Origin of the sequence: Streptomyces lasiicapitis, from assembly GCF_014646335.1 — a bacterium.
GTDB classification, from domain to species: domain Bacteria; phylum Actinomycetota; class Actinomycetes; order Streptomycetales; family Streptomycetaceae; genus Streptomyces; species Streptomyces lasiicapitis.
Window position 1 is genome coordinate 102,764 of sequence record NZ_BMNG01000001.1, and the last position, 24,965, is coordinate 127,728.

The window sequence follows — 24,965 nt, forward strand, 5'->3', positions numbered from 1 at the left end:
TGAAGAACGCCGCACGAGGGGCTGCCGCCCCGGTACTGAAACACCTCCCGCGTACGGAGCGGCAGCAACTGGCGTCAGCAGTCCCGTAGTTCGGGCGACTGGTTCAGCAACTGGCCACGGATCGAAGTGAACTTGGCCAGCCTGTCGTCCGCGGAGCCATCCAACGGGAACACCGCCACACGGTGGCAGTTCTGGAACGCCAGACGTACCCCGAAGTGGCGCTGCAGGGTGCCGCGAATCGCGTCACTCGCGAGCGCGCGCAGCAACTGGCCGCGCGCCTGCTCGTCCGGCGGCGGTGTCTGGTTGTCGGCGAACTCACCGCCGTCGACCTTCAACTGGGCCACCAGGGAGCTGATCATCTCCCACGCGTAAGGCAGGGAGGTCCGGACGCAGTCGACGAAAGCTGCTTCGTCGACCTCGCCTCGCTCGGCCTGTTCCAACAGTGCCGGTGAGACGTCGAGCGACATGGGTTCTCCTCTCGCACCCCCAGGGAGCAGGGGCTTACGGACAGGGAAGGAGCTCGCATACGCAGCGTGCACGCGCGACGACCTCCTGCTTATACGGTAGGCAACGCCCCGTGAGCGCACCAGGAGATTGGGCGCATAACCGGCCAGGATCGAACGTGTCCATCGATGGACAAGTGGTGCGGCCCACAGCGCCTCCGGAGCCGCGCGCAACCCACGGAATTCGCTGGACCACCCCGCGTCGAGTAGCGTTGCCGACCATGCGTCTCGTCATCGCCCGCTGCTCCGTGGACTACGCGGGCAGGCTCACCGCCCATCTCCCGTCGGCCCCCCGCCTGATCCTCGTCAAGGCGGACGGCAGCGTCTCCATTCACGCTGACGACCGGGCCTACAAGCCCCTCAACTGGATGTCACCGCCGTGCACCCTGAAGGAGGGCACGGACGACGACGCCGGAGTGTGGACCGTCATCAACAAGGCGGGCGAGAAGCTCATCATCACCATGGAGGAAGTCCTCCATGACTCCTCGCACGAACTGGGGGTGGATCCGGGCCTCATCAAGGACGGCGTGGAAGCACACCTTCAGGAACTGCTCGCTGACCGGATCGAGACCCTCGGCGAGGGCTATTCACTGATCCGCCGCGAGTACATGACAGCGATCGGCCCGGTCGACATCCTCTGCCGCGACGCCGACGGGCAGACGGTCGCCGTCGAGATCAAGCGCCGCGGCGAGATCGACGGCGTCGAGCAACTCACCCGCTACCTGGAGCTGTTGAACCGCGACCCGCACCTCGCGCCGGTCAAGGGCATCTTCGCCGCCCAGGAGATCAAGCCGCAGGCCCGCGTGCTCGCCACCGACCGTGGCATCGGCTGCGCCGTCCTCGACTACGACGCGATGCGCGGCATCGAGGACGACAAGCTGCGCCTGTTCTGAGCGCGCGTCCCCCACCGTACGTAGCCGAAAGGGGCCGGATTCCTCAGGGAATCCGGCCCCTTTCGCGTAGGCGCGTCACCTCTGCGTCGTACGACGGCGTACGACGCGTCAGACCACCGGCGTCGATTCCGAGCCGGATCCGCTCGGCGAGCCCGGTGTCCCGCCCGACGCCGAAGCGCTGTTCGCCGGGCTCGACGCCGGGCCGCTGGCCGAGTTGGACGTGTCCGGCGGGGTCGTCGGCGTCGTCGGGGTGGTCGGCGGAGGCGTCGTCGGCGGGGTGGTGGGCGGGGTCGTCGGCGGAGTCGTGGGGGGCTTCGTCGGCGGCTTCGTGGGCTTGGTCGGCTTGTCCGTCGGCTTGGTGGGCTTGTCCGTCGGCTTGGTCGGCTTGTCGCTCGGCTTGTCCGACGGCTTGCCGCTGGGCTTGTCCGACGGGTCCTTGGGGTCGTCGGACTCCGAGGGCGACGCGCCGGTGCTCGGCGTCGGGTCGTCCGAGGTGCCGGGCACGCCGTCCTTGCCCGGGTCGGCCGGGCGGGCCGTGGAGTCCTTGTCCGGCTTGTCGGCGCCGAGGTCGCCGCCCTCGTCGTCCGCGCTCGCCGACTGGTCGGTGCGCACCCGGTCGGGCGGACCTTCGTCCTTGTCGGAGGTCGCGCCGAGCGTCACCACGGTGCCGAGGACCGCGACGAGCAGTGCGCCCGCCCCGGCCGCGGCCAGGTTGCGGCGCGTGCCCCGCACGATCGAGCGCCGGGTGGGCGCGGTCGCCGCACCGGCGCCCGCAGCGGGCCCCGCGGAGCCGGCCTGCCGGGTCACCAGGGTGTCGGGCTCGGGCGGCGGCGCGGGCAGCCCGACCCCGGCGAACGCGGCGGGGATGCCGCCGGGCGGCGACGCCGACTCCTCGTAGCGCGCGTCGGGCACTTCCTCGCCCGCCGTGGCCTGGCCGCCGACGGGCAGCACGCCGCCGGAGCGGTCGGCGACCAGGGCGAGCGCCCTGCGGCCCGCGATCATGCCGCGCTTGTCGGCGAGGGCGCCGCGCAGGCCGATGGACGCCTCCAGTTCGGCGCGGGCCCGGTCGAGGCGGCCCGCGCAGAGCGCGAGGATGCCCAACTCGTGGTGGAAGTAGGCCTCTTCGGCTACCTCGCCGGAGGTGCGCGAGGACTCCTGGCCGGACCTGAGGGCCCGCTCCCAGGCGCCCCAGTTCAGTCCGCCGGCGAGGGCGGGCGCGACGGTGCGGGCGAGCAGCACCGCGGCGGACGGCTCGGTGCCGCCGGTGTCGGCGTCGGCCCCGGCGCCCGGCCCGTTGATGAGCGCGGTGAGCGCGGCGAGCGCGGTGTCGGCCTCGGCGGCGACGCGTTCGGGGCCCACCGAGGGGTGCCCGGACCACCAGGCATAGTGCCGGGCGGCGGAGTGGGCGTTCGCGGCGGCGTCGTCGGCGTATCCGGCGCTCTCCAGCTGGGTGCGCACCCCGGCGGCGAGCCGGTAGTGGCCGCCGACGGGGGTGACCAGGGCGCAGTCGACCAGTTCGGCGAGCGCGGCGTCGGCGTGGGTGTCGCCGACGAGCGCGGGCAGGTGGGCCGGGTGCGGCAGTTCCCCGCCGAGCGCGACGGCGAAGCGGAGCGCGGCGCGCGCGGACGCGCTGAGCCGGGAGGCGAGCAGGGCCGCGGGCGCGGCGCCGTCGGCGAGGGACGGCAGCGGCACGTCGTGCCCGTCGGCGGCGTCGAAGGGGGCGTCGTACGCGGTGGCGCCGGGACCTTCGTAGTAGCCGTAGTCGTCGAAGGCCGTCGGGTCGGCGCGCAGCCGGTCGCGCTGGCGCAGCAGGGCGCCCGCCTGGACGAAGCGCAGCGGCAGGCCCTCGGACTCGAACCACAGGTCGCCGGCCCAGTTGGCCTCGTCGTCGGTGAGCACGCGGCCGACGACGCGCTCCAGGAGTTCGAGGCCGCCGCCGCGGCCGAGCCCGCCGAGGAAGACCTCTTCGAGGTGGGACTCGGGCGAGGGCGCGGCGACGTCGGGCGTCGCGGCCACGACGAAGGCGCACTCGGGAGTGGCGTCGAGGAGCTCTTCGAGGGCGGCGCCGCCGAATTCCAGGTCGTCGAGGACGACTACGGCGCCGACGTCGCGGAGCAGTTCGCGCAGCAGCGTCGCGTCGGGCCGGTGCAGTGGCGCGTCGTAGACGGTGGCGAAGAGGTCGTACAGCAGGTCGTTGACCGTGCGGTGGTAGCCGCTGAGGCGGACGACGCCGTCGGGGGCGAGGTCCGCGCAGTCATCGGCGACGGCGGCGAGCAGCGCGGTACGGCCGGATCCGGCGGGTCCGGTGAGGCGTACGGAGCGTCCGCGGGCGAGCAGCCGCACCAGGCGTTCGCGTTCCTCCTGCCGTTCGAGCAGGGGCAGGCGGGGCAGGGCGGGGCCCGGCGGCACGGGCGGCAGGGCGGCGCGGCGGCGTTCGGCGCGCTCGGCGGCGGAGTGCTTCCGCGGGCGTCCGGGCTGTTCTCCGGGCGGGCAGGGCTCTATCTCGCTGCCGTCTATGGGGTTCACGGTGAGCAGGAAGTCGCCGGACACCACTTGTACGGTGCGGGCGACGGCGGGTGGCCCGAAGTCGGCGCCGGCCGGGGCGCCGAGGCCCGGCGGACCCTGCGGGCCGGGCGGGGCGGCGTCGTGCGGCGGGCGGGATTCGTGCGCCTCGCCGGAAACGGATCCGCGTGCCGTGCCGTCGTCGGTGCCCTCGCGGTCGAGGCTCGCGTCTTCGCGGCCGTCACCGTCGTGGCCGTACTCGTCCGGTCCCGTGTTCATCGGGTCCATGGTCCTAGCCCCCCAGATGCGTCGTGTGCGAAGCCCCCTCCGGCCTTGGGCACACCGCGCTGTCGCTTCTGGTCCGGTGCCCCCCGCGTGGGTTCGTCTATCGGCAGGCGACCGAACCCTAAACCGTCTTCAGTATCTATGCGGAGGGCGGGGTACCGCCCGGCCCGAGACGTCACAGTCTCGTGAGGATTGTGCGCGGTTACGAGCGCGGGAGGGATTCGTGCCGGGTTTCCCCGGTTCCCCTGGCTACACGCGCGGGAGCGATTCGACCCCGATGCCGCCTTCGATGGCGAGGATGCGGTGCAGCCGGGTGGCGACGAGGAGGCGCTGCATCTGTGGGGGCACGCCGCGCAGGACGAGGCGGCGTCCGCAGCGTCCGGCGCGCCGGTGGGCGCCCATGATGACGCCGAGTCCCGTGGCGTCCCACGAGTCGAGTTCGGACAGGTCGAGCACCAGGTCGCCGGCGCCGTCGTCGACGGCCGAGTGCAGGACCGTACGGGCGTCCGCCGCGCTGCGTACGTCGAGGCGTCCCCCGACGACCAGCTGGGCCTGGTCGCCCCTGATGTGCATATGCGCTCCCCAAGAGTGCGGTGTCGTATGTGGCGCCTGTGCCGCGAGGCGTCTGTGTATGTCACAGCAACTGACTGCCGCCCGGGTACGGAAGTTGCCGTCTGTAAGCGAACCGATACCGAATTCACTCCGAGGGGTGATCCCGGGAGCGCACAGGTGTCGGTATGAGGGGTCAGTGCTTGTAGAAGCCCTGCCCGCTCTTGCGTCCGATGTCACCGGCGTCAACCATCCGGCGCATCAGCTCCGGAGGGGCGAACTTCTCGTCCTGGGACTCGGTGTAGATGTTCTCGGTGGCGTGCAGCAGGATGTCGACGCCGGTGAGGTCGGCGGTCGCGAGCGGGCCCATGGCGTGGCCGAAGCCGAGCTTGCAGGCGATGTCGATGTCCTCGGCGCTGGCGACGCCCGACTCGTACAGCTTGGCGGCCTCGACGACGAGCGCCGAGATGAGCCGGGTGGTGACGAAGCCGGCGACGTCGCGGTTGACGACGACGCAGGTCTTGCCGACGGACTCGGCGAACTCGCGGGTGGTGGCGAGGGTTTCGTCGCTCGTCTTGTAGCCGCGGACGAGTTCGCAGAGCTGCATCATCGGGACGGGCGAGAAGAAGTGGGCGCCGACGACGCGCTCCGGACGGTCCGTCACGGCCGCGATCTTGGTGATCGGGATGGCGGAGGTGTTGGAGGCGAGCACGGCGTCGTCGCGCACGAGCTTGTCGAGCGCGCGGAAGATCTCGTGCTTGACCTCGAGCTTCTCGAACACGGCCTCGACCACGACGTCCGCGTCGGCGGCGGCGTCCAGGTCGGTGGTGGTGGTGATGCGGCCGAGCGCGGCTTCGGCGTCGGCGGCGGCGAGTTTGCCCTTGCTGACGAACTTCTCGTACGAGGCCTTGATGCCGTCGGTGCCCCGGGTCAGCGCTTCGTCCGTGACGTCGCGCAGGACGACGTCCCAGCCCGCCTGGGCGGAGACCTGGGCGATGCCGGACCCCATGAGTCCGGCTCCGATGACAGCAAGCTTCCGTGCCACGTTACGACTCCCCTTACCTGCGTACGACCGAGCGCTTACACGCTGTTTACGTTTCGCTCTTGAGCGGACATTAGCGCTCGTGAGCGGCCGTGGGGCGGCGAAGAGACGCACGCCACGTCCCATTTGACGGACATCACACAGGCAGGGGCGCGGGAGGGGTCCCGGGAGGGTCCCGGGAAGGCTCGGCACAGGGAGTCAGGGCGTCATGTGGCCGTGCGGATCCCGTAGTTGAGGACCTTCTCGCCGAGGAGTTCCTCCGTCTCGTCGATGAGGTCGAGGGCTTCGCGGGAGACCTCGTCGGTGGGGCGGCGCTTGCTCATCTCCTCGCCGATCCAGCCGAAGACCGTGGCGTTCACCCAGTTGAGCTGTCCGGCGACGAGTTCGGGGAGCCGGCCGGGGACGGGGCCCGCCTCCGCGCGCAGGGTGGTCTCCAGGTCCGCGAGGCTCTCCTGCTGGATGGCCCAGAGGCGGGAGCGCAGGGCGGGCGAGTCGGTGATGACCTTCATGAAGTCGGCGTACCCCTCGAAGAGCCCGACGGCGGGCGAGACGCCCTCGACCTGGGCGCGCAGCTCGCGCAGCACCGCGGCGGCGCACGACTCCCCCACCGGCCGGCCGCGCACCCACCGCGAGAGCCGGTCGACGACCTCCGCGCCGCGGTCGAGGAACAGGTCCTCCTTGGCCGGAAAGTAGTTGTAGACCGTGTTCACGGAGACGTCGGCGGCGTCCGCGATCTCCGCGATGGTCACCGTGACGAAGCCGTGTTCCAGGAACAGACCCGTCGCGATGTCCGAGATCCGCTGCTTGGTCTGCCGCTTCTTGCGCTCCCTCAGTCCCTCAGCCATGCCCTCATCGTAACTTCGCTGGGCTCGATGAAAACTTGGGCTCATTGCAAAATTTCAGTGACTCTGTTTTTGTGGTCTCCATGGCAATCATCAGTACGGCCGGACTGGCCAAGACCTTCTCCTCGAAAGCGGGCCCCGTGGAGGCCGTCCGCGGCATCGACCTGACCGTCGCCCCCGGCGAGATCCTCGGCTTCCTCGGCCCCAACGGCGCGGGCAAGACCACCACGCTGCGGATGCTCACCACCCTGCTCCCGCCCACCGGCGGCGCCGCCACCGTCGCGGGCGTCGACCTGCGCCAGAACCCGGCGGCCGTACGGAAGAAGATCGGGTACGTCGCCCAGTCCGGCGGCGTCGACCCGCAGGAGACCGTGCGCGACGAACTCGTCGTCCAGGGGCGGCTCTACGGCCTGACGAAGGCCGAAGCGACCGCCCGCGCCGCCAAGTTGGCGGCCGACCTCGGCCTCACCGAGCTGCTCGACCGCAAGACCGCGGCCCTCTCCGGCGGCCAGCGGCGCAGGCTCGACATCGCCCTCGGCCTCACCCACCGCCCCGAAGTGCTCTTCCTGGACGAGCCGACGACCGGGCTCGACCCGGGCAGCCGCGCCGACCTGTGGAAGCTGGTGCGGCGACTGCGCGACACCCACGGCACGACCGTCTTCCTCACCACCCACTACCTGGACGAGGCCGACGCGCTCGCGGACCGCATCGTCGTCGTGGACAAGGGCGTGGTCGCCGCCGAGGGCACCCCGGCCGCACTCAAGGAGCGGTACGCCGGATCGCCCGACGCCTCGCTCCAGGACGCCTTCCTCGCCCTCACCGGGCGCGCCCCGGCCCCCGTCGACACCACGCCCGTCGCCGTCTGACGCCCCTTTCCAGGGCACCACAACACCAGGAAACCGCCATGCTGCTCCACGACACCGCGCTGCTGTTCCGGCGCTATGCCCGCCAGACCCTGCGCTCCAAGTTCCAGATGCTCTTCGGCGCGCTGATGCCGCTGCTCTATCTGCTCTTCTTCGGGCCGCTGCTCACCGACATGCCGCTCGGTTCGCGCGGCGACTCCTGGCAGATCCTGGTGCCGGGCCTGCTGCTCCAACTCAGCCTGTTCGGCGCCTCGTTCAGCGGCTTCGCGCTCATCCTGGAGAACAGCTGGGGGGTGGTGGACCGGCTGCGCGTGACGCCGGCGAGCCGGCTCGCGCTGCTGCTCGGGCGCCTCCTTCGGGACGCCGCGCTCTTCGTCTTCCAGTCGGTGCTGCTGGTGCTCGCCGCGCTGGCGATGGGGCTGCGCGCGCCGCTCGCCGGGATCCTGGTCGGCTTCGCCTTCGTGGCCCTGCTGACGTGTGCGCTCGCCTCCCTCTCGTACGCCCTCGCGCTGAAGGTCCCCACCCCGCAGGCGTTCGGCCCGATGGTCAACGCGCTCGCCATGCCGTCCATGCTCCTGTCCGGCCTGATGCTGCCGATGGCGCTCGCGCCCGGCTGGCTCGACGTGCTCTCGCACTTCATGCCGTTCCGCTATCTCGTGGACGCGGTGCGCGACGCGTACGTGGGTGAGTACGCGACCACGACGATGCTGTACGGGGTGCTGGTGGCCGTGGGCTTCGCGGTGCTCGCGGTGGCCGTCGGGACCCGGGTCTACCGGGACGCCGGGACCTGACCCCAGGGGCCCGGCCGGAGCGGGTGCGCGGGCCCCGGGGCCGCTCACTACGCTGGCCGCATGGTCAATCTGACGCGCATCTACACACGGACCGGCGACCAGGGCACCACGGCCCTCGGCGACATGAGCCGGACCGCCAAGACCGACCTCCGGATCTCCGCGTACGCGGACGCCAACGAGGCCAACGCCGCCATCGGCACGGCCGTCGCGCTCGGCGGCCTCGACGCGGCGGTCGTGAAGGTCCTCACCCGGGTCCAGAACGACCTCTTCGACGTGGGCGCCGACCTGTGCACGCCCGTCGTCGAGGACCCGAAGTACCCGCCGCTGCGCGTCGAGCAGTCCTACGTCGACAAGCTGGAGGCGGACTGCGACGCCTTCAACGAGGACCTGGAGAAGCTGCGCAGCTTCATCCTGCCGGGCGGTACGCCGGGGGCGGCCCTGCTGCACCAGGCCTGCACGGTGGTGCGGCGGGCCGAGCGGTCCACCTGGGCGGCGCTCGACGTACACGGCGACAGCATGAACGCGCTCACCGCGACCTACCTCAACCGCCTCTCCGACCTCCTGTTCATTCTCGCCCGTACGGCGAACAAGGAGGTCGGAGACGTGCTGTGGGTGCCGGGCGGCGAACGCTGACGCTGTAGCTGTCGCTAGACCTTGGTCAGGTCGTGCGGCCGCTCGTCCCGCTCTCCCGCGCCGGTGCCCGGACCCTTCTTCTGGAACACGGTGTAGCTCAGCGCGACCAGACCGTGGATGCCGGCCGCGCGCCACGCGATGTGCATATACGACTCCAGGGACGACGTGCGGCTCGGGTCGTCGACGTACCACATGGCGAGCAGCAGCAGGCCTGAGGCGACCGCCGCCGCGACGACCGAGCCGAGCCAGGCCTTGCCCTCGTGCCGGGCGCGGGCCCAGCCGTAGCGCGGCGGGCGCGGCACCGGCGTGCCGTTGAAGCGGTGGGCCGCGTGGCCGTCGAGCCATTTGACGGTGCGGTGGCCGTGGCCGACGGTGTAGCCGATGTAGACGGCGGCCAGGCCGTGCTTCCAGCTCGGGTCGGCGCCGTTCTTGAGGTCGAGGGCGGTGACGACGAGCAGCAGGAGTTCCAGGAGCGGCTCGCACAGCAGGATCGCCATGCCCAGGCGCGGCATCTTCAGCAGATAGCGGGTGGCGAGACCGGCGGCGAGCAGCACCCAGAAGCCGACCTCGCAGATGATGATCAACGTGACGATCACGGCTCGTTCCTCCTGACACCGGCCCTGACGGCCCTGTTCCTCGTGGTCACCTCTCCAGGCTCCCGCCGGTGGCGCCCCGGATCGTCGTCGCGAGTGACGACGTGCGACTGCATCCTTCGATGTACCGGGGCTTCACCCGGCATAGGGAGGCCGGGGCGCGCCGGGCCGTGTTGGATGGAGTCATGCCGCTGCCGCTCCCCCGCCGCCCGGACGTCGTCGACGTCCGCATCTGTGTGGTCAGCCTGGTCAGCGGTCTCGGTCTGTACGCGCTCGGCATCACGATGCAGTCCCGGCTGCTCGGCCCCGCCTGGTCGCTGGTGCCGCTGTTCGTCATGGCGTGCCTGGAGCTGACGCGTCGCACGGCGCCGCAGTTCGCACTGACCGTCGGCACCTTCGCGCTGATCGCCGACCAGTTCACGACCGGGAGCCTCGCGACGATCGTGATGTTCACGGACCTCGTGTACGCGGCCGTGGTGTTCGGCACTCCCGCCGCGGCCCGGCGCATCCCGGTGACGATGGGCCTGATCACGGTGGCGGTGACCGTCGGCTTCCTGGCCTGGTTCCAGCAGGCGGACGCGATCCTCGTGGGCGCCGTGACCGCGCTCGTGGCGTTCGCACCCGCGACCACGGGCGTCCTCGTACGGAACCACCGGGAAGCCGCCGACCTGGCCAGGCTGCGCGCCGAGCAGACCGCGCTGCTCGCCGAGAAGGACCGCGCGCAGGCCGTCACCGCCGAGCGCTCGCGGATGGCCCGCGAACTGCACGACATGGTCGCCAACCATCTGTCGGCCATCGCCATCCACTCCACGGCCGCGCTCTCCCTGGACGACCCGCGCACGACGAAGGACGCACTCACCGTCATCCGGGAGAACAGCGTCGAGGGCCTCGCCGAGATGCGCCGCCTCATCGGCATCCTGCGCGACTCCAGCGGCGACCTGGAACCGGCCGCCGCCCCCACCCTCGACGGCCTCGGCGCCCTCGCCGAGAACGCCCGCACCAACGGCCTCGACGTCCGCCTCGACGACACCCGCCCCCCGGACGACGCCCCCCTGCCCGCGCCGGTCGAGCTGGCCGCGTACCGCATCGTCCAGGAGTCCCTCACCAACGCCCTCAAGCACGCCGCGCGCGGTCGGGTCACCGTGGCCCTCGCCCGGGAGCCCGACGGGCTCCGGGTGCGTGTCACCAGCCCGTTCGGCGAGGTCCGTGGGCCGCGCGCACCCGGGTCCGGCGCCGGTCTCGTCGGCATGGAGGAGCGGGCCGCGCTGCTCGGCGGGACCTTCGAGTCCGGCCCCGAGGCGCATCCGGACGTGCCCGGCGCCAAGGTGTGGCGGGTGGAGGCCCACCTGCCCATCGACCCCAAGGACCAAGGAGTCCCCGAATGATCCGTGTGCTCGTCGCCGAGGACCAGTCCGCCGTGCGGGCGGGCCTGGTCCTGATCCTGCGCAGCGCGCCCGACATGGAGGTCGTCGGGGAGGCCGCCGACGGCGAGCAGGCGGTGGCCCTCGCCCGGGAGCTGCGGCCCGACCTGGTCCTCATGGACGTGCAGATGCCGCGCCTCGACGGCGTCTCGGCGACCCGCCAGGTGGTGTCCGAGCAGCTCGCCGACGTGCTCGTGCTGACCACGTTCGACCTCGACGAGTACGTCTTCGGGGCGCTGCGCGCGGGCGCGTCCGGGTTCCTGCTGAAGAACACGGAGGCGAGGGACCTGCTTGAGGCGGTGCGCACGGTCGCGCGCGGCGAGGGGCTGATCGCCCCCGCGGTCACCCGCCGCCTGATCGCCGAGTTCGCCACGCCGAGGCGCACCCCGCGCCAGGGCAGCACGGTGGATCCCGCCGTCCTCGACACCCTCACGCGCCGCGAACGCGAGGTCCTGTCGTGCCTGGGCGAGGGCCTCTCCAACGCGGAGATCGCTGGTCGCTTGGACATGGCGGAGGCGACGGTGAAGACCCATGTGAGCCGCTTGCTGGGCAAGTTGGAACTGCGGAGCAGGGTTCAGGCGGCGGTGCTGGCCCAGGAGCTCGGAGTCTAGGGAGATGGGGAATAGCCCGTCCGGCGTTTGAGGACGAGCCGCGAAGCGGCGATCAACGGCGCCCCATGCGGGGGGACTTCACTGCTCAAGGCCCAGGGGCCCGGGTCCCCTTGACCGTTGGTCCAGACCTTTCTATTCTCACGGCACTGCGGTGGGCACATGTCAGGCACAGGACACACACATCGTGCTCACGGGCGTCGCAGGGTTCCACCCCCACCCCCGGAACTCACCCGAGGAGCACCCCTTGCGCGTCGGACACAGGTCAAGACATCGGCTGACAGCCGGGCTCACCACTCTGCTGCTCCCCGTCGCCACGCTCGTCGCACTCGGCGGCAACGCCGAGGCGGCCCCGGACACCGCGCCGAAGAGCGCGCAGTCCGCGCCGAAGGCCGCCGCTTCGGCCACCGCCACGTACACCAAGACCCAGGACTGGGGCACCGGCTTCGAGGGCAAGTGGACGATCAAGAACACCGGCACCACCGCGCTCAGCTCCTGGACCGTCGTGTGGGACTTCCCCTCCGGCACCAAGGTGACCTCGGCCTGGGACGCGACCGTCACCAACTCGGGCGACAAGTGGACGGCGAAGAACCTCGGCTGGAACGGCTCGCTCGCGCCGGGGGCCACCGTCTCCTTCGGCTTCAACGGCTCGGGCCCCGGCTCCCCGTCCAACTGCCTCCTGAACGGCGAGAGTTGTGACGGCGGCGGCCAGCCCGGCGACAGCGCGCCCTCCGCGCCCGGCACCCCGACCGCGTCCGGCATCACCGACACCTCGGTGAAGCTGGACTGGAAGGCGGCCACCGACGACAAGGGCATCAAGAACTACGACGTGCTGCGCGACGGCTCCAAGGTCGCGACGGTCACCGGCACTTCGTACGCCGACTCCGGGCTCACCAAGGGCACCGACTACTCGTACAGCGTCCAGGCCCGCGACACCGCCGACCAGACCGGGCCCGCCAGCGGCTCCGTGAAGGTGCGCACCACAGGCGGCGGCACGGACCCCGGCCCCGGCGACAAGGTGAAGCTCGGGTACTTCACCAACTGGGGTGTCTACCAGCGCAATTACCACGTGAAGAACATCGCGTCCTCCGGCTCCGCCGAGAAGATCACGCACATCAACTACGCGTTCGGCAACGTCCAGGGCGGCAAGTGCACCATCGGTGACGCCTACGCCGACTACGACAAGGCGTACACCGCCGACCAGTCCGTCGACGGCGTCGCCGACACCTGGGACCAGCCGCTGCGCGGCAACTTCAACCAGCTCCGCAAGCTGAAGGCCAAGAACCCGAACCTCAAGGTCCTCTGGTCGTTCGGCGGCTGGACCTGGTCCGGCGGCTTCACCGACGCCATGAAGAACCCCGAGGCGTTCGCGGACTCCTGCTACAAGCTGGTCGAGGACCCGCGCTGGGCCGACGTCTTCGACGGCATCGACCTGGACTGGGAGTACCCCAACGCCTGCGGGCTGACCTGTGACACCAGCGGCCCGGCCGTGATGAAGACGATGATGCAGGCGTTCCGGAACAAGTTCGGCGCGAACAACCTCGTCACCGCGGCCATCACCGCCGACGGCTCCTCCGGCGGCAAGATCGACGCGGCCGACTACGGCGGCGCCTCGCAGTACGCCGACTGGTACAACGTGATGACGTACGACTTCTTCGGCGCCTGGGACGCCAAGGGCCCGACCGCCCCGCACTCGCCGCTCACCGACTACCCCGGCATCCCCAAGGCCGGCTTCAACTCCGCGGCGGCGATCAACAAGCTGAAGGCCAAGGGCGTACCGGCCAAGAAGCTCCTGCTCGGCATCGGCTTCTACGGCCGCGGCTGGACGGGCGTCACGCAGAAGGAACCGGGCGGCACGGCCACCGGGGCCGCGCCGGGCACGTACGAGGCGGGCATCGAGGACTACAAGGTCCTGAAGAACTCCTGCCCGTCCAACGGCACGGTCGCGGGCACCGCGTACGCGCACTGCGGCAGCAACTGGTGGTCGTACGACACCCCGGCGACCGTCCGCGCCAAGATGGCCTGGGCGAAGGAACAGGGTCTCGGCGGCGCCTTCTTCTGGGAGTTCAGCGGCGACACCGCGAACGGAGAGCTGGCGAACGCGATCCACGAGGGCCTGAAGTAGCCCCCGGCCGCACGACCCCCTGAACGAAGCCGGGACTTCCCCTGAACGAAGCCGGGGAGACAGGAACGCCCCCTGTCTCCCCGGCTTCTTCGCCGTCTCCCGCGCTTCCTCGGCGCGGGGCTCGCGGGCCGTCAGCGGCGGAGCGGCTCCGAATCGTGCGGCTGCTGCCAGGTGGCGGGCGTGTAGGGGTCGTACGGCGCGTACGGCTCGTACTGCGCGTACTCAGGAGTGCGAGGCGCGCGGTGTCCGCCGCCGCGACCACCCTTCCTCCGGCCCGACTTCGACGGCCACCAGGTCGCCCGGCCGAGCATCGCCACCACCGCGGGCACAAGGACGATCGACAGGACCAGCGAGGACAGGCCGATGCCGAGAGCGGTGACGAGGCCGATCTCCTGGGTGCCCGGGGACGGGTTCACGGCGAGGCTGGCGAACGAGCCCGCGAGGACGACGCCCGCGGTGACGATGGCCGGAGCCGTGTGCCGCACCGCGGCGGCCACCGCCTGGCGGGCCGATCCGGAGCGCCCCATCTCCTCCCGGATGCGGTCGCTGATCAGGATGTTGTAGTCGGTGCCCAGCGCGACGACGAACAGGAAGAGCACCAGCGGCAGCGTGAACGACACCCCCGGCCGGTCCAGGACGTGCTGGAACACGAGCACCCCGGACCCGAGCGTCGCCGTGAAGCCGAGCCCGATGGCGAGCATCAGGACCATCGGCGCGAGCAGGCTGCGCAGCAGGGCCACCAGGATCAGGGCGATCAGCCCGGCGGCCACCGGGAACACCACCTTGAGGTCCTTCGACACCGCCTCGGACACATCCGCGAAGATCGCGGCCTGGCCGGACACATGGGCCTCGGTCCCCGGCGGCGCCTGCTTCACGACCAGGGGCCGCACCTCGTCGGACACCAGGTCACGGGCGCGCTGCGAGTTCACGTCGACGTTCAGATAGAAGTCGACCTTGGCGGCCGTGTGCCGGTCGTTGAGCACGGGCTCGGCGACCCGGCCGACGCCCTTGACGGCCTTCAGCTCCTTGGTCAGGCCCTTGAGACCCGATGCGTCGATGCGTACGTCGCGTCCGGCGCCCTTGCCGTCGGTCGCGCCCTTGCCGTCGGCCGCCGCCACGTACACGGTGTGCGGGCTCGCCACCCCGCCGGGCAGCGCGCGGGATATCTCCTTCGCCGTCACCGCGGCGGGGGTGTCGTCGGGCCCCGAGTCGGTGCCGTAGTCCATCCGCATGCCGAGGGCGCCCGCGCTGAGCGCGCAGAGCAGACCCACGCTGGCGGCCACGAACAGGAACGGACGGCGCGCGACGCGGTCCCCGAGGCGCGCGCTCATCCCGGCCTTCGGCTCCTTGCGCAGCGCCCGCGACGGCCAGAACATGCCGCGCCCGGACACCGCGAGCAGCGCCGGAATGAACGTGAGGCTGGCGACGAGCATCACCAGGACGCACACCGCGATGGCCGGGCCGAGCACCTTGAACTGCCCGAAGCTGGCGATCCCGAGCGTGGCGAAGGCGGCCACGATGGTGAGCGCCGCCGAGGTGATGGCCGCGCCGACCCGGCCCGCGGTCTCCGCCGCGACGCCGCGGGCGTTCTTCTTCGGGTTCGGGTCGGCGCGCAGCAGTTCGCGGAAGCGGAACAGCATGAACAGGAAGTAGTCGATGCCGATGCCGAGCAGGACCACGGTGATCAGGGACGGCGTCGACGGGTCGAGCTTGAAGTCGAAGAGCAGTGCCGTGCCGACCACCGCGCCGGTCGCGGCGCCGCCGACGAGGACCACGGCGATCAGCGGCAGGATCGCGGCGAGGACGCTGCGGAAGGCCAGGACGTTCAGGAGCACGATGAGCCCGAAGGTCAGGATGCCGACCAGTTTCTCGGTGTCCTCCTGGGCCTCGGTGGTGTCGGCGAGGTCCGCGATGCCGCCGGTGAAGCCGGTGCGCAGGTCCGCGCGGGCGAACTCGTCCTCGGCGTGGTCGCGGAGGTCCCGGTAGAGGTCCTGGAGCGCGGGGTCGTTCCGGTTGCCGTCGAGCGAGACGGACAGGAGCCGGAACGTGCCGTCGGGCGCGGTGGCACCGGACTTCACGACCGGGGTCTGGGAGTGGTCCGTCAGCATGAACGAGGGCAGGTCGTCCGGGTTGGGCATCTTCAGGCGCTGCTCACCGAGACCGCGGGCGATCTTGTCGATGTGCCGCCGGTCGCCGACGGTGAGCTTCTTCCCGTCGTCGCGGCCGACGAGCATGGTGACGGCGTTGTCGTCGGGCTTCGCGCCGAACTTGTCCTCGGCTATCTCCATGGCGGCCGCGGAGTCGTACGACTTCGGCAGGAAGCTGCTGACGTCGGGCTGGGTGACGCTGTGCATCTTGGACTGACCGACAATGGACAGGCCCGCGGCGAGCAGCGTCCAGAGCAGGATGAATTTCCAGGCGTGGCGGGTGGTCAGGGCTGTCAGGGATCTGATCACGGTTTCCTCCGGCGGTGGGGTGGTCGGCCCGGTCCCACCGGGCCCCTCCAGAAGATCACCGGCGACCGGGCCGACTCGTCGCCCGCGACGACGAAACCGCCCCGGGACCAGGGCCTTGGCACCCGCCGCGACCAGGACCCAGCTCCTAGCCGCGAACTCCACCCGGGGGAGGACGCCGACGCCCCGCCCCCGGGCTGAAATGAATCACGGACCCGCGCGGAAGGAGAACGAAGGCATGCACGCGCCAAGCCGACCGCCCAGGATCAAGGGGCTCCACCTCCGGCCACAGCCGCAGGACGTCGTGGTGGCCGTCGGCGCCCTGGTGATCGAGGTCACCGGCTACGCCCTGAGCATCGAGCCCGGCGGCACGTCCTGGAGCCTCGGCGTCCTCGCGCTGCACCTGCTGCCCGCCGCGCCCCTGCTCTGGCACCGCCGCTTCCCCGTCACCGTCCTGATCGCGGTCCTCGCCGCACAGGCGGTCCTGACCCCCCTCACCTCCGTCCCCTACGGCCTGCCCATCTCCCTCGTCATCGCCCTGTACTCCGTGGCCCGGCTGCGGAGCACCCGCGTCACGGGCGCCGCGGCCGTGGTGGCCCTCGTCGGCCTCCAGGTGCCCGGCCTCAGCGAGCACGAGGAGCTGGCGCGGGCGATCTTCGCGGACGTGGTGGGTGTCTGCATCGCGCTCGCCGTCGGCTGCGCCGCGCGCCGCTGGCAACGGCAGGACGCCGAACACCGCAGGCTGCTCGCCGACCACGCGGTCGCCGCCGAACGCCGCCGCATCGCCCGCGAACTGCACGACGTCGTCGCCCACCACATCACCGCCATGCAACTGATGGCGGGCGGCGCCCGACGCGTCCTCCACCACGACGCGGACATGGCCCAGGACGCCCTGAAGTCCCTGGAGGACTCCGGCCGCCTCGCACTCGCCGAGATGCGCCAGCTCCTGGACGTACTGCGCGCGGACGACGACACCGAGGGCGGCCCGACCGCACCCCAGCCGGGCGTAGCCGACCTGCCACAGGTGGTGGCGGACTCGTGCAGGGCGGGCGTCGCAACGGAACTGCTGGTCGAGGGCGAACCCGAACTCAACGGCCGTGAGCTGGCCCCCACCCTGGGCCTCACCGTCTTCCGGATCGTCCAGGAGGCCCTGACCAACGTCCGCAAACACGCGGGCGGCGCCCAGGCGACCGTACGACTCGACTACGCCCCCGGCCTGCTCACCGTCGAGATACGCAACGACGCCTCCGGCACCGGCGGCACAGCACGCAAGGGCGGCCCCGGACACGGCCTGGTGGGCATGCGGGAACGCGTGACCCTGCACGGCGGCACCCTGGAGGCAGGCGCCGGCCCCGCGGGCGGATTCCGGATCCTGGCAACCCTGCCCCTGCCCGCCGACGTACCCCCACCCCTCCCTCACACCCCCGCGCCCCAAGAGAAAGCCGCCACCCGGTGACGACTCCACACACCCCGCTGACCGTCCTGATCGCCGACGACCAGCCCCTGGTCAGGCGCGGCCTCGCGCTGATCTTCCACGCCGATCCGGGCGTGACGGTGGTGGGCGAGGCAGGCGACGGCCAGGAAGCCATCGAGCTGGCCCGGAGCCTGCGCCCCGACGTGGTCCTCATGGACATCCGCATGCCCCGCCTGGACGGCGTCGCCGCGACGGCCGCCCTGACCGAGGAACTCCCCGAGTGCCGGGTCCTGGCGCTGAGCACGTTCGACATGGACGAGTACGTGGTCGGGGCGCTGCGCGCGGGCGCCGCGGGCTTCCTGCCCAAGGACGTCTCACCCGAGGAACTGGTGGCGGCGGTCCACACCGTGAACGCAGGCGAAGCAGCAGTGGCCCCCCGCCTCCTGACCCGCCTGATCTCAGCCTTCGTCACCGCCCCGACGCCCCGCCCGCACAGCGCCCCACCGGGCACCCGCCCGGACCTCACAACCCGAGAAACAGACGTCTGGACCCTCATGGCCAAGGGCTACGACAACACGGAGATAGCCGAAGCCCTGGAGATCAGCCACTCCACGGTGAAAAACCACGTGACAGCGGTCTTCGCGAAACTGGGCGTACGGGACCGGGCCCAGGCGGTGATTGCGGCATACGAATCAGCCCTGGTAAAGCCAACAATCTGAGCCAGCAATCTCAGCCGGCGATCTCAGCCCGTCCGGCGTTTGAGGACGAGCCGCGAAGCGGCGATAGCGGGGAAAGGGGCGCAGCCCCATATGAACGCCTACGCCACGTTCACCCGTTGCCCAGGAGGCGCAGCCTCCAACCAGGCAAGAAAACCGGTGAGCGCATCCTCGCTCATGGCGAGTTCCAACCGCACCCCCCGGTGCAAACACCCCAGCACAACGGCATCGGAGAGAAGAGCGAGCTCCTCCTCCCCATCAGGCGCCCGCCGATCGACCACCTCGATGGAAGCCCGCTCCAGAATCCGCCGAGGCCGAGGCGCGTAGGAGAAAACGCGGAACCACTCGACCCGATCCCCGTTGTAGCGGGCGACCCCGTACCCCCACCCCTTACCGGAGGTATCGGACGCCGAAGCGGCATCAGGCGCGTGCCACCGCAGACTGCAGTCGAACGTACCGCCGGAGCGCTGGATCAGCCGCCGCCGCAGTCCGAAGACGAAGAGCCCCAGCAACACCAGCGCGATCAACACAAGTCCGCACACGAGCAGAACGAGGATCATCGGCACCGACCTCCTCGCCTCACCTCAGTCTCAGTACGAGACTTCCGACACGGACCGAACAACCGCACCCGAAACTGCACCCGCATTGCCTCAGCCGCGACCCGGTCCGGAGAACTCCGGACCTGGCCGCGGCTGAGTCACGTTACGCCGCGCGCTGGGGGTCAGCGCGCCGCCACCGCACGCAGTCGGACATCGGCGCGCCGCTCGGCGGAGGCGTCGGCCTCCGACTTGGCACGCTCGAACGCCCGCTCCGCACGCTGGACGTCGATCTCGTCGGAGAGCTCGGCGATCTCGGCGAGCAGCGACAGCTTGTTGTCGGCGAACGAGATGAATCCGCCGTGCACCGCGGCGACGACGGTCCCGCCGTCGGTCGTACGGATGGTCACCGGGCCCGACTCCAGCACACCGAGCAGCGGCTGGTGACCGGGCATGACGCCGATGTCGCCGGACGTGGTGCGCGCGACGACCAGGGTGGCCTCGCCGGACCAGACACTGCGGTCCGCGGCGACCAGCTCGACATGCAGCTCAGCAGCCAAGGGTGGCTCCTCGGGTCACCACCCGGCGGTTCAGCCGGGTGTTGGGTCAAATTCTAGTGGGCGTGGGAGGAGGGGCGGGACGCGGTCCCCCGCAAGGGGGTGCGTCCGCCCCTCTCCCATGAGTCACGGGACTCAGGAGACGCCGAGCTCCTTGGCCTTCGCCTTCAGGTCCTCGATGCCGCCGCACATGAAGAACGCCTGCTCGGGGAAGTGGTCGTACTCACCGTCGATGATCGCGTTGAACGCGGCGATCGACTCGTCGAGCGGCACGTCCGAACCGTCCAGGCCGGTGAACTGCTTGGCGGCGTGGGTGTTCTGCGACAGGAAGCGCTCCACGCGGCGGGCACGCTGGACGACCAGCTTGTCCTCCTCGCCCAGCTCGTCGATGCCGAGGATCGCGATGATGTCCTGGAGGTCCTTGTACTTCTGCAGGATGCCCTTGACACGGCTGGCCGCGTCGTAGTGGTCCTGCGTGATGTAACGCGGGTCCAGGATGCGGGACGTCGAGTCCAGCGGGTCGACCGCCGGGTAGATGCCCTTCTCCGAGATCGGACGCGAAAGCACGGTCGTCGCGTCGAGGTGCGCGAAGGTCGTGGCCGGCGCCGGGTCGGTGAGGTCGTCCGCGGGGACGTAGATCGCCTGCATCGAGGTGATCGAGTGACCACGGGTCGACGTGATGCGCTCCTGGAGCACACCCATCTCGTCCGCCAGGGTCGGCTGGTAACCCACCGCGGAGGGCATGCGCCCCAGCAGCGTGGAGACCTCGGAACCGGCCTGGGTGAAGCGGAAGATGTTGTCGATGAAGAGCAGAACGTCCTGCTTCTGCACGTCACGGAAGTACTCCGCCATGGTCAGCGCGGAGAGCGCGACGCGCAGACGCGTGCCCGGCGGCTCGTCCATCTGGCCGAAGACGAGCGCGGTCTTGTCGAGCACGCCCGACTCGGCCATCTCGTCGATGAGGTCGTTGCCCTCACGGGTGCGCTCGCCGACACCGGCGAACACCGAAACACCATCGTGCAGCTTGGCCACACGCATGATCATTTCCTGGATGAGGACGGTCTTGCCGACGCCCGCACCACCGAACAGACCGATCTTGCCGCCCTTGACGTACGGGGTCAGCAGGTCGACGACCTTCAGGCCGGTCTCGAACATCTCGGTCTTGGACTCGAGCTGGTCGAAGGCAGGGGCCTTGCGGTGGATGGACCAGCGCTCACCCTCCTTGCCGTTCTCCTCGGGGAGGTTCAGGACCTCGCCCAGGGTGTTGAACACCTTGCCCTTGGTGAAGTCACCGACGGGGACGGTGATACCGGCGCCCGTGTTGGTCACCGTGGCCTGGCGGACCAGGCCGTCGGTGGGCTGCATCGAGATCGCGCGGACCACGCCGTCGCCCAGGTGCTGGGCGACCTCGAGGGTCAGCGTCTTCTTCTCGCCGTCCTTGGCCGGGTCGGCGACCTCGACGTGAAGCGCGTTGTAGATCTCCGGCATCGCGTCGACGGGGAACTCCACGTCGACGACCGGGCCGATGACACGGGCGACACGGCCCGTCGCCGTCGCCGTCTCAACAGTGGTGGTCATTACTTGTCACTCCCCGCGGTCGCGTCGGCCAGGGCGCTCGCGCCACCGACGATCTCGCTGATTTCCTGGGTGATTTCGGCCTGTCGGGCCGCGTTGGCAGAACGGGTGAGCGCGTTGATCAGGTCACCCGCGTTGTCGGTCGCCGACTTCATCGCGCGGCGCGTGGCGGCGTGCTTGGAGGCAGCCGACTGGAGCATCGCGTTGTAGATACGGCTCTCGACGTAGCGCGGCAGCAGGGCGTCGAGGACGTCCTCCGCCGACGGCTCGAAGTCGTACAGCGGAAGGATCTCGTCCTTCTTCGCCGACTCCTCCGCCGCCACCTCCTCGAGGCTGAGCGGGAGCAGGCGGCCGTCGACGGCCGTCTGCGTCATCATCGAGACGAACTCGGTGTAGACGATGTGGAGTTCATCCACGCCGCCCTCGGCCGTGTCCTTCTCGATGGCCTCGATCAGCGGTCCGGCGACCGCCTTGGCGTCCGCGTACTCGGGCTGGTCGGTGAAGCCGCTCCACTGCTCCGCGATCTTGCGCTCGCGGAAGTTGTAGTGCGCGACACCGCGGCGGCCGACGATGTACGTGTCGACCTCCTTGCCCTCGGCCACGAGGCGAGCGGTGAGCTGCTCCGCGGCCTTGATGGCGTTGGAGTTGAAGGCGCCGGCCAGACCGCGGTCGCTGGTGAGGAGGAGAACGGCGGCTCGCGTCGCCGATTCCGCCTCCGTCGTCAGCGGGTGCTGGGTGTTCGAGCCGGTGCCCACCGCCGTGACCGCGCGGGTGAGCTCGGTCGCGTACGGCGTGGAGGCCGCCACCTTGCGCTGCGCCTTGACGACGCGCGAGGCGGCGATCATCTCCATCGCCTTGGTGATCTTCTTGGTCGCCGTGACGGATTTGATGCGACGCTTATAGACCCGGAGCTGGGCTCCCATGAGTCAGGTCCCTTCCGTCGTCACTTGCCGGCAGCGGCAGGAGCGTCCTCGCCGAGAAGCTTCCCGTCCGAGGTCTCGAACTGCTTCTTGAAGTCCGCGACGGCGTCACCGATGGCCGTGATCGTGTCGTCGGACATCTTGGCGCCCTCCTTGATGGAGGTCATCAGGCCCTGCTCCTTGCGGTGCAGGTAGTCCAGAAGCTCACGCTCGAAGCGGCGGATGTCGGCGACCGGCACCTCGTCCATCTTGCCGGTGGTGCCGGCCCAGATGGAGACGACCTGGTCCTCGGTGGCCATCGGCTGGTACTGCGCCTGCTTCAGGAGCTCGACCATGCGCTGGCCACGCTCGAGCTGCGCCTTGGACGCGGCGTCCAGGTCGGAACCGAAGGCGGCGAACGCCTCCAGCTCACGGAACTGGGCGAGGTCCACGCGCAGTCGGCCGGAGACCTGACGCATCGCCTTGTGCTGAGCGGAACCACCGACTCGGGACACGGAGATACCGACGTTCAGCGCGGGGCGCTGACCGGCGTTGAACAGGTCCGACTCCAGGAAGCACTGGCCGTCGGTGATGGAGATGACGTTGGTCGGGATGAACGCCGAGACGTCGTTGGCCTTCGTCTCGACGATCGGCAGACCGGTCATCGAACCCTTGCCCATCTCGTCCGAGAGCTTCGCGCAGCGCTCGAGCAGACGGGAGTGCAGGTAGAAGACGTCACCCGGGTAAGCCTCGCGCCCCGGCGGGCGGCGCAGCAGCAGGGACACGGCGCGGTAGGCGTCGGCCTGCTTCGAGAGGTCGTCGAAGATGATGAGGACGTGCTTGCCCTCGTACATCCACTGCTGGCCGATGGCCGAGCCGGTGTACGGCGCCAGGTACTTGAAGCCGGCCGGGTCGGACGCCGGGGCGGCGACGATGGTCGTGTACTCAAGGGCGCCGGCCTCTTCGAGGGCACCACGCACGGAGGCGATGGTCGAGCCCTTCTGACCGATGGCGACGTAGATGCAGCGGACCTGCTTGTTCACGTCGCCCGTGCGCCAGTTGTCGCGCTGGTTGATGATCGTGTCGACGGCCAGGGCGGTCTTGCCGGTCTGGCGGTCACCAATGATCAGCTGACGCTGGCCACGGCCGATCGGGGTCATCGCGTCGACGGCCTTGTAGCCGGTCTCCATCGGCTCGTGCACCGACTTGCGGACCATGACGCCCGGGGCCTGCAGCTCGAGGGCGCGGCGGCCGGACGTCTCGATCTCGCCGAGGCCGTCGATCGGGTTGCCGAGCGGGTCGACGACGCGACCCAGGTAGCCCTCGCCGACAGCGACGGAGAGCACCTCACCGGTGCGCTGCACCGGCTGGCCCTCCTCGACGCCGCTGAACTCACCGAGGATGATCGCACCGATCTCGCGCTCTTCCAGGTTCAGCGCGAGACCAAGGGTCCCGTCCTCGAACTTCAGCAGCTCGTTGGCCATGGCCGAGGGCAGGCCCTCGACCTTCGCGATGCCATCGCCGGCCAGGGTGACCGTACCGACCTCCTCGCGCGAGGCCGCGTCCGGCTTGTACGCCTGGACGAAGTTCTCCAGCGCGTCCCGGATCTCCTCCGGCCGGATCGTGAGCTCCGCCATCTGGGTTCCCTGCTCTCCTTGTTGGGCCCGAAGTTTCACTTGGGGGGATGGGGACTCCCCCCATGTAAAGAGGTGAATCCTCTGCACGGCCCAACCAGGGCCGTTGATCTTGCTTGTTGAATTACTAGCCCGCCATGCGGCGGTGCGCGTCCTCGATGCGGTCCGCGATGGAGCCGTTGATGACCTCGTCGCCCACCTGCACCCGGATCCCGCCGATGACCCCGGGGTCCACGTCGAGATTGAGGTGCATCTGGCGCCCGTAGATCTTCGCGAGCGCCGCGCCGAGCCGCTCCCTCTGCTGGTCCGCGAGCGGAACAGCCGAGGTGACGACGGCGACCATGCGCTCCCGGCGGTCCGCGGCCAGCTTGGAGAGGGACTCGAGTCCCGCTTCCAGGCTACGTCCACGGGGCGCGGTCACAAGACGGGCGACCAGCCGCTCCGTGGCGGCGTCCGCACGCCCGCCGAGCAGGCCGCGCAGCAGCTCGCTCTTGGCGGCGGTGGTCGCGGCGCGGTCGGTCAGCGCCGCCCGCAGCTCGGTGCTCGAGGCGACGATCCGGCCGAAGCGGAACAGCTCGTCCTCGACGGTGTCCAGCGCGCCCGACTTCTGCGCGGCGGTCAGGTCGGCGAGGTCGGCCAGCTCCTCAAGGGCGTCCACCAGGTCGCGCGACTGCGACCAGCGGGAGCGCACCATGCCGGCGACCAGGTCCGCGGTCTCGCCGCCGACCTTGCCGCCGAGCAGCCGACCGACCAGCTCGGCCTTGGTCTCGCCGGCCTGCGCCGGGTCGGTCAGGACCCGACGCAGTGAGACCTCGCGGTCGAGCAGCGCGGTGACCGCGGCCAGCTCGTCCGCGAGCAGCTTCGCGTCGACCGCGGTGTTGTCGGTCAGCGCGTCGAGACGCTCACGCGCGGCGGCCAGGGCCTCGCGGCTGGCTCCATGCGCTGTCATCGAGTCGCCTCGGCCTTCGCGTCGAGCTCGTCGAGGAAGCGGTCGATCGTGCGGCTCTGGCGGGCGTGCTCTTCGAGCGACTCGCCGACGAGCTTGCCGGCCAGTTCGGTGGCCAGCTGGCCCACGTCCTGGCGCAGCGCCTGCGCGGCGGCCTTGCGGTCGGCCTCGATCTGGGAGTGACCGGCGGCGACGATCTCCTCGCGCTGACGCTGGCCCTCGGCCCGCATCTCGGCGATGAGCTGGGCGCCCTGCTCCTGCGCCTCCTGGCGCAGTCGCGCGGCCTCGTGCCGGGCCTCGGCGAGCTGAGCCTTGTACTGCTCAAGAACGCTCTGGGCCTCGGTCTGAGCGGCCTCGGCCTTCTCGATACCGCCCTCGATCGCCTCCCGGCGCTCTTCCAGAACCTTGTTGATGTTCGGGAGGAGCTTCTTCCAGAAGAAGAAGAACACGATGGCGAAGGCGATGGTGCCGACGAGCAGCTCGGGGCCCGGAGGAATGAGCGGGTTCTGCTCTTCCTCGGCCGCCAGCTGAACCAGGTTGGCGATCACATCAGTGCCTTTCGTCGAACGGGACTATTCGTCTGCG

Annotated in this window: 23 protein-coding genes; 9 read left to right on the forward strand and 14 right to left on the reverse strand. The window is 70.5% G+C overall.

Translation table 11 applies throughout. The features are described 5' to 3' along the window. Window positions 1-74 precede the first annotated feature (74 nt). Window positions 75-467: an SCO5389 family protein gene (locus IEY91_RS00450; RefSeq protein WP_164320605.1), complete on the reverse strand. Its 393-nt coding sequence runs from the start codon at window positions 465-467 to the stop codon at window positions 75-77. Between the two features lie 257 nt (window positions 468-724). On the opposite strand from IEY91_RS00450, the gene nucS reads away from it, so the two are divergent. Continuing rightward, window positions 725-1,396 (forward strand): endonuclease NucS, encoded by a 672-nt coding sequence (nucS, locus tag IEY91_RS00455; RefSeq protein WP_164320607.1) that lies wholly within the window; start codon window positions 725-727, stop codon window positions 1,394-1,396. Between the two features lie 108 nt (window positions 1,397-1,504). Here nucS and IEY91_RS00460 read toward each other — a convergent pair whose 3' ends face one another. From IEY91_RS00460 to IEY91_RS00475, 4 genes are all read right to left on the reverse strand, one after another. Beyond that, window positions 1,505-4,186, reverse strand: a complete 2,682-nt coding sequence (locus IEY91_RS00460; RefSeq protein ID WP_189172422.1) for an ATP-binding protein — start codon at window positions 4,184-4,186, stop codon at window positions 1,505-1,507. 246 nt (window positions 4,187-4,432) lie between these two features. Further along, window positions 4,433-4,756, reverse strand: a complete 324-nt coding sequence (locus IEY91_RS00465) for an STAS domain-containing protein (protein ID WP_030361223.1) — start codon at window positions 4,754-4,756, stop codon at window positions 4,433-4,435. Between the two features lie 172 nt (window positions 4,757-4,928). After that, on the reverse strand, window positions 4,929-5,777 hold the full coding sequence (locus IEY91_RS00470; RefSeq protein ID WP_164320611.1) for a 3-hydroxyacyl-CoA dehydrogenase family protein: 849 nt from the start codon (window positions 5,775-5,777) through the stop codon (window positions 4,929-4,931). 203 nt (window positions 5,778-5,980) lie between these two features. Beyond that, window positions 5,981-6,619: a TetR/AcrR family transcriptional regulator gene (locus IEY91_RS00475; RefSeq protein WP_164320613.1), complete on the reverse strand. Its 639-nt coding sequence runs from the start codon at window positions 6,617-6,619 to the stop codon at window positions 5,981-5,983. A gap of 80 nt (window positions 6,620-6,699) precedes the next feature. Here IEY91_RS00475 and IEY91_RS00480 point away from each other — a divergent pair, with 80 nt between their 5' ends. The 3 genes from IEY91_RS00480 to IEY91_RS00490 are packed head-to-tail and all read left to right on the forward strand — an operon-like array spanning window position 6,700 to window position 8,903. After that, on the forward strand, window positions 6,700-7,482 hold the full coding sequence (locus IEY91_RS00480) for an ABC transporter ATP-binding protein (protein WP_189172423.1): 783 nt from the start codon (window positions 6,700-6,702) through the stop codon (window positions 7,480-7,482). A 38-nt stretch (window positions 7,483-7,520) separates the two neighbouring features. Further along, window positions 7,521-8,270 (forward strand): ABC transporter permease, encoded by a 750-nt coding sequence (locus IEY91_RS00485; protein WP_164320618.1) that lies wholly within the window; start codon window positions 7,521-7,523, stop codon window positions 8,268-8,270. Window positions 8,271-8,330: 60 nt separating this feature from the next. Beyond that, window positions 8,331-8,903: a cob(I)yrinic acid a,c-diamide adenosyltransferase gene (locus IEY91_RS00490; protein WP_164320620.1), complete on the forward strand. Its 573-nt coding sequence runs from the start codon at window positions 8,331-8,333 to the stop codon at window positions 8,901-8,903. 14 nt (window positions 8,904-8,917) lie between these two features. On the opposite strand, the gene IEY91_RS00495 is transcribed toward IEY91_RS00490, so the two are convergent. Beyond that, on the reverse strand, window positions 8,918-9,499 hold the full coding sequence (locus IEY91_RS00495; RefSeq protein WP_164320621.1) for a hypothetical protein: 582 nt from the start codon (window positions 9,497-9,499) through the stop codon (window positions 8,918-8,920). Window positions 9,500-9,681: 182 nt separating this feature from the next. Here IEY91_RS00495 and IEY91_RS00500 point away from each other — a divergent pair, with 182 nt between their 5' ends. The 3 genes from IEY91_RS00500 to IEY91_RS00510 all read left to right on the forward strand — a co-directional run bounded on the left by IEY91_RS00500 (window position 9,682) and on the right by IEY91_RS00510 (window position 13,650). Next, window positions 9,682-10,881, forward strand: coding sequence for a sensor histidine kinase (locus IEY91_RS00500; RefSeq protein ID WP_164320623.1), 1,200 nt, complete (start codon window positions 9,682-9,684; stop codon window positions 10,879-10,881). Then, a complete protein-coding gene (locus tag IEY91_RS00505) occupies window positions 10,878-11,528 on the forward strand; it encodes a response regulator (protein ID WP_189172424.1) in 651 nt (216 codons plus the stop codon). Before IEY91_RS00500 ends, IEY91_RS00505 begins: the two co-directional genes overlap by 4 nt. Before the next feature lie 244 nt (window positions 11,529-11,772). Further along, a complete protein-coding gene (locus tag IEY91_RS00510; RefSeq protein WP_164320627.1) occupies window positions 11,773-13,650 on the forward strand; it encodes a glycoside hydrolase family 18 chitinase in 1,878 nt (625 codons plus the stop codon). Window positions 13,651-13,781: 131 nt separating this feature from the next. Here IEY91_RS00510 and IEY91_RS00515 read toward each other — a convergent pair whose 3' ends face one another. Then, on the reverse strand, window positions 13,782-16,106 hold the full coding sequence (locus IEY91_RS00515) for an MMPL family transporter (protein WP_189172425.1): 2,325 nt from the start codon (window positions 16,104-16,106) through the stop codon (window positions 13,782-13,784). Window positions 16,107-16,341: 235 nt separating this feature from the next. Between IEY91_RS00515 and IEY91_RS00520 the strand changes: the two genes are divergently transcribed. Together IEY91_RS00520 and IEY91_RS00525 are read left to right on the forward strand one after the other, a co-directional pair. After that, complete coding sequence (locus IEY91_RS00520) at window positions 16,342-17,559, forward strand: sensor histidine kinase (protein WP_189172426.1); 1,218 nt, start codon at window positions 16,342-16,344, stop codon at window positions 17,557-17,559. Continuing rightward, the gene (locus tag IEY91_RS00525) at window positions 17,556-18,236 is read left to right on the forward strand and encodes a response regulator (protein WP_164320633.1); all 681 of its coding nucleotides are present in this window, start codon (window positions 17,556-17,558) and stop codon (window positions 18,234-18,236) included. Before IEY91_RS00520 ends, IEY91_RS00525 begins: the two co-directional genes overlap by 4 nt. 98 nt (window positions 18,237-18,334) lie before the next feature. Here the strand turns inward: IEY91_RS00525 and IEY91_RS00530 are convergent, their stop codons facing one another. From IEY91_RS00530 to IEY91_RS00560, 7 genes are all read right to left on the reverse strand, one after another. Further along, window positions 18,335-18,793, reverse strand: a complete 459-nt coding sequence (locus IEY91_RS00530) for a DUF2550 domain-containing protein (RefSeq protein ID WP_164320635.1) — start codon at window positions 18,791-18,793, stop codon at window positions 18,335-18,337. A gap of 161 nt (window positions 18,794-18,954) precedes the next feature. After that, the gene (locus tag IEY91_RS00535; protein WP_164320637.1) at window positions 18,955-19,329 is read right to left on the reverse strand and encodes a F0F1 ATP synthase subunit epsilon; all 375 of its coding nucleotides are present in this window, start codon (window positions 19,327-19,329) and stop codon (window positions 18,955-18,957) included. Between the two features lie 132 nt (window positions 19,330-19,461). After that, a complete protein-coding gene (gene atpD, locus IEY91_RS00540; protein WP_164320639.1) occupies window positions 19,462-20,904 on the reverse strand; it encodes a F0F1 ATP synthase subunit beta in 1,443 nt (480 codons plus the stop codon). After that, window positions 20,904-21,824 (reverse strand): F0F1 ATP synthase subunit gamma, encoded by a 921-nt coding sequence (locus tag IEY91_RS00545; protein WP_164320641.1) that lies wholly within the window; start codon window positions 21,822-21,824, stop codon window positions 20,904-20,906. The genes atpD and IEY91_RS00545 overlap by 1 nt, the downstream gene beginning before the upstream one ends. 20 nt (window positions 21,825-21,844) lie before the next feature. After that, window positions 21,845-23,437: a F0F1 ATP synthase subunit alpha gene (gene atpA, locus IEY91_RS00550; RefSeq protein WP_164320643.1), complete on the reverse strand. Its 1,593-nt coding sequence runs from the start codon at window positions 23,435-23,437 to the stop codon at window positions 21,845-21,847. Between the two features lie 124 nt (window positions 23,438-23,561). After that, complete coding sequence (locus tag IEY91_RS00555) at window positions 23,562-24,383, reverse strand: F0F1 ATP synthase subunit delta (protein ID WP_164320645.1); 822 nt, start codon at window positions 24,381-24,383, stop codon at window positions 23,562-23,564. Further along, window positions 24,380-24,928 carry a F0F1 ATP synthase subunit B gene (locus tag IEY91_RS00560; RefSeq protein WP_164320647.1) on the reverse strand — a complete coding sequence of 183 codons (549 nt, stop codon included), beginning with the start codon at window positions 24,926-24,928 and terminating at the stop codon, window positions 24,380-24,382. Before IEY91_RS00560 ends, IEY91_RS00555 begins: the two co-directional genes overlap by 4 nt. Between the last annotated feature and the right edge of the window lie 37 nt (window positions 24,929-24,965).